At 47.0% G+C, this 11,906-nt stretch carries 10 protein-coding genes; 7 read left to right on the forward strand and 3 right to left on the reverse strand.

Annotation, left to right across the window (positions count from 1 at the left end):
• Nucleotide 1: 1 nt before the first annotated feature.
• Both murU and ACN0TF_RS12495 read right to left on the reverse strand, forming a co-directional pair.
• On the reverse strand, nt 2-679 hold the full coding sequence (murU, locus tag ACN0TF_RS12490; RefSeq protein WP_417442196.1) for an N-acetylmuramate alpha-1-phosphate uridylyltransferase MurU: 678 nt from the start codon (nt 677-679) through the stop codon (nt 2-4).
• Nucleotides 676-1,680 carry an aminoglycoside phosphotransferase family protein gene (locus ACN0TF_RS12495; RefSeq protein ID WP_417442197.1) on the reverse strand — a complete coding sequence of 335 codons (1,005 nt, stop codon included), beginning with the start codon at nt 1,678-1,680 and terminating at the stop codon, nt 676-678. Before ACN0TF_RS12495 ends, murU begins: the two co-directional genes overlap by 4 nt.
• A gap of 137 nt (nt 1,681-1,817) precedes the next feature.
• On the opposite strand from ACN0TF_RS12495, the gene ACN0TF_RS12500 reads away from it, so the two are divergent.
• The 7 genes from ACN0TF_RS12500 to ACN0TF_RS12530 are packed head-to-tail and all read left to right on the forward strand — an operon-like array spanning nt 1,818 to nt 10,450.
• Nucleotides 1,818-4,091, forward strand: a complete 2,274-nt coding sequence (locus ACN0TF_RS12500) for an LPS-assembly protein LptD (RefSeq protein WP_417442198.1) — start codon at nt 1,818-1,820, stop codon at nt 4,089-4,091.
• An 11-nt stretch (nt 4,092-4,102) separates the two neighbouring features.
• Nucleotides 4,103-5,401: a peptidylprolyl isomerase SurA gene (surA, locus tag ACN0TF_RS12505; protein ID WP_417442199.1), complete on the forward strand. Its 1,299-nt coding sequence runs from the start codon at nt 4,103-4,105 to the stop codon at nt 5,399-5,401.
• On the forward strand, nt 5,398-6,390 hold the full coding sequence (pdxA, locus tag ACN0TF_RS12510; RefSeq protein ID WP_417442200.1) for a 4-hydroxythreonine-4-phosphate dehydrogenase PdxA: 993 nt from the start codon (nt 5,398-5,400) through the stop codon (nt 6,388-6,390). Before surA ends, pdxA begins: the two co-directional genes overlap by 4 nt.
• On the forward strand, nt 6,383-7,234 hold the full coding sequence (rsmA, locus tag ACN0TF_RS12515) for a 16S rRNA (adenine(1518)-N(6)/adenine(1519)-N(6))-dimethyltransferase RsmA (RefSeq protein WP_417442201.1): 852 nt from the start codon (nt 6,383-6,385) through the stop codon (nt 7,232-7,234). The genes pdxA and rsmA overlap by 8 nt, the downstream gene beginning before the upstream one ends.
• Nucleotides 7,221-7,595, forward strand: a complete 375-nt coding sequence (gene apaG, locus ACN0TF_RS12520) for a Co2+/Mg2+ efflux protein ApaG (protein WP_286823190.1) — start codon at nt 7,221-7,223, stop codon at nt 7,593-7,595. The genes rsmA and apaG overlap by 14 nt, the downstream gene beginning before the upstream one ends.
• Before the next feature lie 2 nt (nt 7,596-7,597).
• Nucleotides 7,598-8,416, forward strand: coding sequence for a symmetrical bis(5'-nucleosyl)-tetraphosphatase (locus ACN0TF_RS12525; RefSeq protein ID WP_417442202.1), 819 nt, complete (start codon nt 7,598-7,600; stop codon nt 8,414-8,416).
• Nucleotides 8,417-8,449: 33 nt separating this feature from the next.
• Nucleotides 8,450-10,450 (forward strand): methyl-accepting chemotaxis protein, encoded by a 2,001-nt coding sequence (locus ACN0TF_RS12530; RefSeq protein ID WP_286823192.1) that lies wholly within the window; start codon nt 8,450-8,452, stop codon nt 10,448-10,450.
• A gap of 94 nt (nt 10,451-10,544) precedes the next feature.
• On the opposite strand, the gene tyrS is transcribed toward ACN0TF_RS12530, so the two are convergent.
• Nucleotides 10,545-11,750, reverse strand: a complete 1,206-nt coding sequence (tyrS, locus tag ACN0TF_RS12535) for a tyrosine--tRNA ligase (RefSeq protein WP_272988970.1) — start codon at nt 11,748-11,750, stop codon at nt 10,545-10,547.
• Nucleotides 11,751-11,906 lie beyond the last annotated feature (156 nt).

The following is an 11,906-nucleotide window of genomic DNA, read 5'->3' on the forward strand; positions in this document are numbered from 1 at the left end:
GTTATTTCTCCAACCGCTGGTTAAGTTGATGTAGGCGCTCCGGTGTACCTACGTCTGTCCAAAATCCATCCTGATGGCTTGCTGCCAGTTGCTTCTTGTCTATTGCCCGGTCGAAAAAAGGTTTTAATGGTTGCTTCCCATCAGGGTATGGCGCCAGCAGTTCTTTACGATACAGACCCACACCGGAAAAAGTTTTAGTTTGTTGGCCTTCTTTAACTTCATTAACCAACATTCCATTTTCAATGACAAAATCACCGTCTTGATGATGAACCGGGTTATCCACCATAACTAAATGCCCCAGTTGCTCTTCGTCTAAGCGCGTTGGTAAATCCCGGTAATTCCAATCTGTCCAGATATCGCCATTAATAACCCAAAACGGGTCATCTCCGAGTAAAGGCAAAGCTTTAATAATACCGCCTGCGGTTTCAAGCCCACCTTCAGGTTCTTTCGAAAAAGAAACCTGCAGCCCCCATTGACTGCCATCACCGACAAAGTCTTCAATTTGCTCACCATGCCAGGCGTGATTAATAACCACCTCATTAACACCTGCATTTGCCAGCTTTTCCAGGTGGTAACCTAACAATGGTTTCCCTACCACTGGTAACAAAGGCTTTGGCTGATTATCCGTTAACGGGCGCATTCGACTGCCCCGTCCGGCAGCTAAAATCATCGCTCTCATAGGCTGTCCTTCCAGGCTGGGATAACGCGCTCACGCAACCAGCGGTTGTAATTTGAAAGCTGAGAATAGTTAGCACTTACTCGCTGCAAATAGTCCAGGGTTCTTGGTACATCCTGTAAATAACCGGGCTTGTGATCCCGGTGCGCCAAGCGGGCGAAAATACCAGCCGCTTTTGTGTGACGCTGTAACCCCATCCAGTCAAACCAATGTTGCCACTGCTGCGGCTCAACCTGCGCCGCTAAGCAATCAGACTCAATCAGTTGTTGCCTTAACCCTTCACTCAATTCGTTAACCAACTCTTGCGGCCACTCAATATAGCAGTCGCGTAGTAACGACACCGCGTCATAGGTCACTGGTCCCAGTACCGCGTCCTGAAAGTCGATAATACCGATACGATCATCATCCAGCAGCATTAAGTTGCGCGAATGAAAGTCCCGATGAACTCCCACCTGCGGTTGCTGCAATGCATTATCAATCATTTGCTGGCTAAACTGGTTCCAAATTTCATCGTCCCCGGCATGCCAGTCTAAATTCAGGTGCTGTTTCAATAACCAGTCTTTAAATAACGACAGCTCGCGTTCCAGCAAAGCGGTATCGAAAGCAGGCAACTGGCCCTGCTCAGTCCGGCGTACCGACATAATATTAGGCAGCGCGGCAAGTGCCTGCTGGTAGTATTGCCGGGCATTGCGCGGATGCAGTTTGCTCAGCAACAATATCTGACCGAAATCGGATTGCAGCATAAAACCCTGATCTAAATCTGCCGCAATAATCTCCGGCACAGTAACACCCGCTTCAGAATAGGCTTGTGCAACAGCCAAAAAAGGCTTCATTGGTTCTTTTTCGGGAGGGCAATCAACCGCTATCAGGCTTTCCTGACCATTAGTTGCCCGAAAATAACGACGGAAACTGGCATCACCAGACACAACTTCTAAAGTTGGTTGTGAAACGCCTGTCTGGGCTTCACACCAAGCCTGCAGAGCCACTTCTCGTTTGTCTTCCAAAATATCCTCCACCAAATTTGTCGCAAAGCCTTAAAACTAGCAGTGTACCAAATAGCGAAACAAACAAAATTGCTTTATTATACCCTCGCGCTGCAAAACAGAATAAATGCATTTAACAACAACGACGGAAGATTAAATTGCTGCAACGGTTTATTACTTCGCTAATGCTACTGCCCTTTACCGGCAGCGCGCTAGCGGCTTTACAAAATCAAGACGCACCACAACACATGACTTGCACGGTGGCTCAGTCCACTGAAAGTATGATTGGCGCCGTCCAGTTGCAGAAAACCGAAGCCGGAACTATTGGCGTCGAGTCGCGTAGTGCCGAAATTCTCGCCAATGAAAAAGCGTATTTTACTGGTAACGTCATCATTCAGCGCAACGGACAGTGGCTGTCAACTTCAAAGGCCACTATAGACCAGCAAAGGGGCGAAATTCTCGCCTCAGACGGCATTACTTTTAATGACGGCTATTTAAGCGTTACCGGTGATTCGTTATCGCTGGACTTAAACGATGACGAGGCCAAACTCTACAACAGTGATTACCGCCTGCGAAATCATAACGCGCGGGGCCATGCAGAATTACTTTCGTTGTCCCGGCAGGAAGTTTTATTGCAAGACTCAAGCTTCACCACCTGCCCGGGCGAAACCCCGGCCTGGCAATTACGCGCAGAGCGCATTGAGATAAATGAAACCAGCGACTTCGGTGAAGCCTGGCATGCCCGGTTTGAGTTATTTGACGTACCGGTACTCTACTTGCCCTATTTTAATTTTCCATTAAGTGACGCGCGTAAAACCGGTTTGCTCTACCCCACGTTTGACTCATCATCAAACAGTGGTTTTGAAGTAGAAGTACCTTACTACTTTAATATTGCGCCCAATATGGATGCCACAATAGCTCCGGTTTATATGTCTGAGCGCGGCACCATGATGAAAGGCGAATACCGATATTTATTTGAGCAAAATGCAGGGCAATTCAATTTAGAGTATTTAGGCAATGACGACACCCGCATTGCAAATAAAAAACGCTACCTTTGGCACGTTCAGCATTCGGCGCAAATAAACCAGGACTTGAGTTTCTACCTTGATGCGACCGAAATTAGTGACGACAACTATCTGAATGACTTTGGCAGTGACTTTGCCGGCCGCGCCGACACTCATTTGTATCGCGTAGCCCAGCTTGACTACGATAATGAAAACTGGACCGCACAATTACGCACCGAAGACTACGAGCTTATTGGAGACTACCGCAGCCCTTATCGCACATTACCGCAGCTTAGTATCGACTATAATACCGGCGACTTCACCGGCTTCAGCGCCAACTTATACAACGAGCTAACCTACTTTCAGAATCAGGATCAGGCGCGCGAATACGCGACCCGGGCACACGTAGAGCCGAGCATTCAGTACCGTTTTGAAAAACCGGCTTTTGACACAGAAGCCGAGCTGTCTTATCTCTATACGCGCTACTGGCAGGAAAGCCCGGATGCTAACATTACCGAAGAAGTTACCCGGACACTGCCCCGCGCCCGGGTCAGAGCCCGTTTGCATCTGGAACGAGCCATTGAACTGGGTGACAGCCAATACCGTCAAACCCTGTCGCCGCAAATTCAGTATTTGTATGTGCCCTATGAAAACCAACAGAACATTGGCATTTACGATACGTCGTTATTGCAAGACGATTATCACGGACTGTTCCGTAGCCGCCGCTTTTCGGGGTTGGATCGTATCGCCGAGGCTAATCAAATAACTTACGGTGTCAGCAGCAGCTTATTCACTCAGAATGAACGAGAAGTGCTGCGAGCCAGTATTGGGCAAATTTACAATATTAATGACAGTCGTACGCAATTGTTTGCCAGCGATGAAGAAACCACAACCTCCAGTAACAGTGAGTGGGTTGCCGACATTAACTGGGCCGTTGATGAGAACTGGTCACTACGCAGCTCAATTCAGTACGATACGGAACTTAACACCACCCGCAAGAGTCAGACCGCGGTAGAGTTCCGTAAAGATGAATCAAACCTGATACAGGTCAGTCACCGCACGGCAACCAACATTCTGAACAACGATATTGAACAAGTTGGAACGCAGGCAGTTTGGTCAGCAAGTTCACGCTGGCAAGTCGCATCGAATGTCTTTTACGATCTCACACATGATCGTTTAAATGATGCTATGGTGGGCGTTCAATACAGCAGTTGTTGCTGGGCCTTACGGGTTAGCGCATACAGACGCATAAACCGTGATCTTGAGCCCGCTTTTAGTGCGACTCAGATAAACGGCGAAACTCAATTTGACAATGGCATTAGTATACAATTTATTATCAGCGGTTTAGCTTCTGATAGCAGTGGTCTAATTAACATGCTTGAGAAAAGTACGTACGGTTACCGCCGTCCTTTTTATCTCAGTAACTAGTGGTAGGTATAATGAAAAAAATTGCATCGTTTTGTTCAGCAGCTGTGCTGATTGCATCGTCTTTTTTGCTGAATAACACCGTTCAGGCTCAGCAAATACTGGATCGCGTTGTCGTCGTAGTGGACGATGGTGTGGTACTGCAAAGCCAAATTGACCAACTTATCCAACAAGTTAAAAACGGTCAGAACTTCAACGCAAGTAACGCGCCTTCAGACGACGTTTTAGAAACTCAGGCTATAGAACGCCTGGTACTGCAGGAAATTCAGCTGCAAATGGCTGACCGCATGGGTATCGAAATTGACGACAATCAGTTAGAGCAAGCCATTAACGAAATTGCGAATAATCAAGACCTGACAACAGCTGAACTTCGTGAAAACATGGTCAGCAGCGGTATGAGCTGGGCGACCTACCGCGAAAATATTCGTAACGAACTGGTTATCCAGCAAGTTCAGCGCGCCGCTGTACAGCAACGCGTTTCTATCACGCCACAGGAAATCAATAACCTGGTAAAGCTAATAGAAAGTAACCAGGAAGTTCAGACCGAGTACCGTTTGGCCCAAATTCTGATTTCTGCTGACTCAAATTCGTCTCAGGCCGAACTAGAAAAAGCCAAAGAGCGTGCCAATACCGTTCTGAGCTTACTGGACAAAGGCAACGACTTTGCTGACCTGGCTGTACGTTCATCCTCAGGTTCTGCCGCGCTTGACGGTGGTGACATGGGCTGGATGACAGTTAACAGTATGCCGACCTTATTTGCTGAAGCTGTGGACGGAAAATCTGTGGGTGACGTTGTTGGTCCAATCCGCAGCGGTATCGGCTTTCATATTTTGAAGGTACAGGACAAGCGCGGAGAGCAGACAGTCGAAGTTCAGGAAGTTAAAGCACGTCACATCCTAATCAAGCCTTCCGTTATTTTGTCGGACAACAAAGCGAAAGAAATGCTGGCTCAGTATCGTGAGCAAATAGCAAGTGGTGAGAAAACCTTTGAAGAACTGGCACGTGAGCATTCAGCAGACCCCGGTTCAGCGTCTCGCGGCGGCGATTTAGGCTGGGCTCGTCCTGATAAATACGCGCCGGAGTTCAAGCAAAAAGTAGAAAACATTGAGCAAGGCACAATAAGTGAACCGTTCAGCACGCAGTTTGGCTGGCACATTGTTGAAGTTACCGATCGCAGAACTCTGGATGCAACTGAAGAAAATAAGCAAGAACGCGCATACCAAATGCTGTTTAGCCGTAAGTTCCGTGAAGAACTCGATAACTGGCAGCAGGAAATTCGCGATCAGGCCTTTATCAGAAGAGTTGCTGAGTGAGTATACCAACCCTTGTATTCACACCGGGTGAGCCGGCAGGTATAGGCCCGGATCTGATTATAAAAATAGCACAGCAGCCCTGGTCGGCTGCTGTCGTTGTCTGTGCAGATAAGAGTTTATTGAAACAACGTGCTGAGCAATTGGATCTTCCTATTACTTTGCACAAGTACAAAAAGGGTGAAGAGCTACCGCAACATGAACCCGGACACCTTTGGGTAGAACATATTCCGGTGTGTGACGAAGTGACTCCGGGCGAGTTATGCACAGCCAATGGCCATTATGTTGTTGATTGCTTAAAAAGGGCTTCTGACGGTAACCTTTCAGGCGAGTTTGATGCCATTGTTACAGGCCCGGTACACAAAGGTGTGATAAATCAAGCCGGTGTGGCGTTCTCAGGACACACTGAATTTTTAGCCCATGAAGCAAACTGCAACGATGTGGTTATGATGTTGGCCACAGAAGGCCTGCGCGTGGCACTGGTGACGACTCACATTCCGCTGGCCTACGTGGCAAAAGCCGTTACCGCCGAGCGTCTGACCAACATTATTACCATACTGCATAACGACCTGACCAAGAAATTCGGTGAGTCATCGCCCAAAATATTAGTTTGCGGGTTAAACCCTCATGCCGGAGAGTCGGGACATTTAGGCCGGGAAGAGATAGAGATTATTATTCCTGTTCTGGAACAACTTAAGCAGCAGGGCATGAACCTTCACGGTCCCTACCCCGCAGATACCATTTTCCAGCCTAAGTATCTGGAAGACGCCAGTGCAGTAGTGGCGATGTATCACGACCAGGGCCTTCCGGTATTAAAATATAAAGGTTTCGGTCAGGCGGTAAACATTACACTCGGGTTACCTTATATCCGAACTTCTGTTGATCATGGTACAGCTCTTGAGTTGGCCGGATCAGGCAAGATTAACGACGGTAGTTGCCGCCTGGCAATGCAAACCGCTATAGATATGGCAAGAGCAGCGTATTATGAATAAGAACCAAAGTGGGAGTAAACACCAGGGTGGAAGTAAAACCCACTTGGGTCACCGGGCGCGTAAACGGTTTGGCCAAAACTTCCTGAATGACGAATACATTATTGAGCAGATTGTTGATGCTATTAACCCTCAACCGGGTGAAAACCTGATTGAAATTGGCCCGGGTTTAGCGGCATTAACTGAACCGACAGTAGATCGCAGTGGTCATTTAAAAGTTATCGAAATTGACCGTGACTTAGTTGAACGACTGCAGCATCACCCTTTTTTAAGCCCAAAACTGGAAGTGATTCAAGCTGACGCATTAAGCATAGATTTTAGCCAGTTTGCCGAAGAAAGTCCGGCACGAGTGTTCGGCAACCTGCCCTATAACATTTCCACGCCACTCATTTTTCATCTGTTAAAGTTTGCCGATGACGTAAAAGATATGCACTTTATGCTGCAAAAAGAAGTCGTTGATCGCTTGGCGGCAGAGCCCGGTTCAAAGAGTTACGGCCGAATCAGCGTCGGCGTGCAGCAAGCCTGTAAAGTCACCCCGGTGGTTGCCGTTCCTCCATCGGCGTTTACGCCGCCACCGAAAGTAGAATCGTCGGTGGTTCGGTTAGAACCTTACACCGAAAGCCCTCATCCAGTTAAAGATAAAGCGCAACTGCACAGCTTATGTTTGACAGCCTTTAATCAACGCCGTAAAACAATAAGAAACAACCTTAAACAGTTGGTTCCTGCAGAGCAGTTGGAAGCCCTTGGCATTGACCCGGGCGCAAGACCGGAAACACTCTCTGTAGACGATTACTGCAGGATATCCGACTGGCTCACCGAACAAGCGAAAAAGAATGACAGTCAGTAACATTACAGTAGAGGTTAAAACACAATATTTAGCGGCTCAGTCAAACCCTGATACCGGACAATATGTGTTTTCTTACACCATAACCATAACCAATGAGTCCAGCCAGATAGTACAGCTACTTGCCCGCGAATGGCGCATTACCGATGCCGACAATAAGATTACCCGGGTGGCCGGTGATGGAGTTGTGGGACAACAGCCTAAACTGGCTGCCGGTGAATCGTTCAGTTATACCAGCGGCACCGTTCTGGCTACGCCTATTGGCACTATGGAAGGTCATTACCTGATGATAGATGAACATGGCTCGCAGTTTAAAGCGCCGATTCCGTCTTTCCGGCTGGCCATTCCTAATATTATTCATTAATTATGAGCAATTACGTTGTTGGTGATATTCAGGGCTGCTTCCGCGAACTTGAAGCTCTGCTTACTCAAGTCAGCTTTAACCCTGCAAACGACTCATTATGGTGCGTAGGTGATATTGTCGCGCGCGGCCCCGATTCGCGCGATGCGTTGCGTTTTTTCTACGAAAACAGTAACTCGGTACACACCGTATTAGGTAATCACGATTTAAACTTAATGGCAGTGTTGCTGGGTTGCCGACAACCTAATCCGAAAGATAAACTTAACGCATTGCTAGAAGACAGCAGCCGCTATGACTGGTTAGAGTGGCTTCGCCACCAGCCTTTGCTGCACCAGCTGATAGAGCACAAAACGGTAATAGCTCACGCCGGTATTTACCCATGGTGGACACTCGAACAAGCCAGTCAATACGCGCAGGAAGTCACGAAAGTTATTGCTGGCAATGAGTTTGAAAACTTTATGCAGCAATTATTTGGCAACTCCCCGGGAAAATGGGACTCAAGTCTGCAAGGTTTTGACCGATACCGTTTTATAGTGAACGCCTTTACCCGAATGCGTTACTGTAACCCGGAAGGTGAACTGGATTTTTCTCAAAAAGATAATCCATATGAGCGTTCGTCGCAGGATTCGTATAAGCCATGGTTTAACTTTTGGTCAAAATCTGAGAATCGAGTATTATTCGGGCATTGGGCTGCGCTAATGGGCGAAACCCGCCGTCAGGATGTGATAGCGCTGGATACTGGCTGTGTTTGGGGTCAGTACATGACGTTATACAGCGTTGAAAATAAAACCTTCTTTCATGAACCGGCTTTGACCGGGAAGTGATAATAATAATTATGCAGTGCTGAGGAAAGTTTCATGAAAATTACTGTTGCCATGCGAGTTATCGGTGGTTTTGCCATCATTACTTTGCTGTTACTCATCATTAGCTTAAGCTCGTTGTTTAATATCAACAGCATAGGCTCGTCGGTTGATAAGCTCAACGATGAGGCAGTACCGGCACTGAATCAAGTCTCGGCTATTAAAGTCGATATTCTCGAGCTGGGTAATGTTCAGCTAGAAACTTTTTATGATGAAAGTTTAGAACAGGTAGCAGCTCACAAAAAAGAGTTTAACGAATCTAACAAGTTGCTTTTCTCCTCTCTTGATAAGCTTAAAGAGCTTATTCAGGGGAATGGTCAGAGTGACGAAATTAACGAGCTGGAAAAAGACTCACGCCAGTACATTAGTCTGATAGACCGCCTGTTTAGTCAGCACAGTGAATACCTCGAACTGCAAAATGTTACTGCCTCGCAGTTAGATGAAATTGCATTCAATATTGATGATGCCGCTATCATGCTGCTGGACACCATGGATGCCTCTAATAACGAAGTAATCTCCCGTGAAGCCAGCAACATCGAATCGTCACTGTCCAGTCTCATCACTTTAATGTATGACCTGAACAAAGCGAATAAATTAGACAGTGCTCAAATCATTCGCAGCGAAATTGACATAAATATTGACAGTATTCGTCCTCGCCTGGAAGTTTTAGATAATGAGGCTACAGGCGGTACAGCCTCAATGGTAGATGATGCAATTGCGACAGTTCGTGATGCGCTCGACAGCCTTCAAGGCACTGGTTCGTATCCGGACAATGTCATTCGTCGCCAACAGCTTCGTGTAGACTCAGAAGACTCTCTGAATAAATCAGAAGTCCAGCTAAATAAATTAATGGCTGAAGCCGACCGTCTACAAACTGCGGTTCGCGGAATAGCCGACGGTACACGGGTTTCAGTAACAGACTCTATCTCTACCAGTAGCTGGCTCAATAGTATTATCACCATTATTTCTATTGCTCTGGCCGTGTTTATTTCATGGTACACCGTACGTAGTATCAGCCGTCCATTGTCACGCGTTAACCACATGTTGAACATTATGGCTGATGGTAACTTAACCGAACGTGTTGACTATAGCTCGCAGGACGAATTTGGAGAGCTAGCCTCAAATACCAATAAACTGACCGGTAATTTACGTAAACTTATTGAAGGTATTGCGAACCGCGCCACTCAGCTAGCTACGGCCGCGGAGCAGTCTTCCAATGTTTCAGACGAGACAACTAACGCCATTGACGAACAGCGCCGTCAAATTGAGCAAGTAGCCACGGCCACTCAGGAAATGAATAGTACTGCCAGCGAAATGGCTGACGGTGCAGAACAGGCCTTACGCGAAATTCAACACTCTGATGATGAAGCAAAACGCGTTCGTCAAATTTCAGACAAGAACCGTGCAACTATCGAAGGCCTGGCAAATGAAATTAAAGGCGCATCGGAAGTTATCGATCAGTTGTCAGAAAACAGTAAAAACATTGGTGGCATTCTGGATGTTATTCGCGGTATTGCCGACCAGACTAATTTGCTGGCACTGAATGCTGCCATTGAAGCGGCACGAGCCGGTGAGCAAGGCCGCGGGTTTGCGGTTGTTGCTGATGAGGTTCGTACTCTGGCCAGCCGTACTCAAGAGTCCACCGAAGAAATTCAGGACATGATTGAGAATCTGCAGAATGACTCTCAGCGAGCGGTTACCGTAATGAATAAAGGCCGCGAGCAGGCTGAACTCAGTGTTCAACAGTCCGATGAAGCAGCTCAGGCACTTCAGTCTATTACTGAGTCAGTGCATCAGGCGTCTGACAGCAGTAACCATATTGCTAATGCGGCGAAAGAGCAAAGTAGTACTGCGCAGGATATCAGCGAGCGTCTTGAGTCTATTGTTTCCATTGCCGAACAAACGGCTTCTGGTTCCAAACAAACAGCTCAGGCGTCTAATGAAGTCGCTAAACTGGCCGATGAGCTCCAGGACTCAATTAAGAGTTTCAGAGTCTAAAGCAAAACCTCTGAACTGCAGAAACGAAAAAAGGCGCCCTTTGAAGGCGCCTTTTTACTATTTAATGACTTTATAGCCTCAACATTTAACGCTCTTAGGCGGTTAAGTTAATTTTAGCGAAGCGGCGTTTACCCACCTGATAAACTCCAGAGTCCTTTTCTGTGCAGAGGTAACGCGAGTCGCTGAATTTCTCACCGTCCACTTTAACGGCATTTTGTTTTATCATCCGTAGCGCTTCAGAGGTGGACTCAACCAGCCCGGCTTCTTTTAGCACATTACCTATTGCCATTCCCTCAGTGCCAACTTGCACCGTCTTTTCAGGTATGTCGTCCGGTAAGGCGTTTTTCTGGAAACGCTGAATAAAATCCTGCTCGGCTTTTTCTGCGTCGTCTTCCGAGTGGAAACGAGCAATAATCTCTTTTGCCAGCAAAACTTTCACATCACGCGGGTTTTTCCCGTCAGCTACAGCGGCTTTCAGTTCGTCAATTTCGGTAATGGAACGGAAGCTGAGCAACTGGAAGTAGCGCCACATAAGCTCGTCTGACACCGACATGATTTTACCAAACATGTCATTCGCCGGTTCAGTAATGCCAATGTAGTTGTTTAATGACTTCGACATTTTCTGCACACCGTCCAGTCCTTCCAGCAACGGTGTCATAATGACAGTTTGTGGACGCTGGCCTTCTTCTTTTTGCAGTTCACGACCCATTAGCAGGTTAAAACGCTGGTCGGTTCCGCCAAGCTCAACGTCTGCTTTTAATTCAACCGAGTCCCAGCCCTGAACTAATGGGTATAAAAACTCGTGAATGGCTATGGATTGATTGTTCTGATAGCGCTTTTTAAAGTCATCACGTTCTAGCATACGAGCTACGGTCTGGCGCGCAGCCAGTTTAATCATGTCGGCCGCCCCCATTTTCGACATCCATTCGGAGTTAAAACGGATTTCGGTTTTAGCCGGGTCGAGAATTTTAAAAACCTGTTCTTTATAAGTTTCAGCGTTAGCAATAACCTGTTCTGTGGTCAGCGGCTTTCTGGTGACATTTTTGCCTGTAGGATCACCTATCATGCCGGTGAAATCACCTATCAGAAAAACCACTTTATGGCCAAAATCCTGAAATACTCTCAGCTTGTTAATTAAAACAGTATGGCCCAAGTGTAAATCGGGGGCAGTTGGGTCAAAGCCAGCTTTCACTATCAGCGGCTTACCACTGGCTAACTTCTCAGCCAGTTCCTGCTCGAGCAAAACTTCTTCGGCACCGCGAGTAATCTCGGCAATAGCTTCCGCTACTTCGGTTTTCATCCTCATCTCCAACTGTAAAAACTCATAAACCAGCCATTTTACGCCATTATTACCACTGTTTTAAGCTCAATAATCTGGTATTCTTCATTTTTTCGTATTATCCTCGAAACCATAAGGTTATTCCGTGGTCGTAAACAGGTGCGGTAATCCCAGTGT

The sequence above is a fragment of the Idiomarina sp. genome (assembly GCF_048265525.1).
Lineage (GTDB): Bacteria > Pseudomonadota > Gammaproteobacteria > Enterobacterales > Alteromonadaceae > Idiomarina.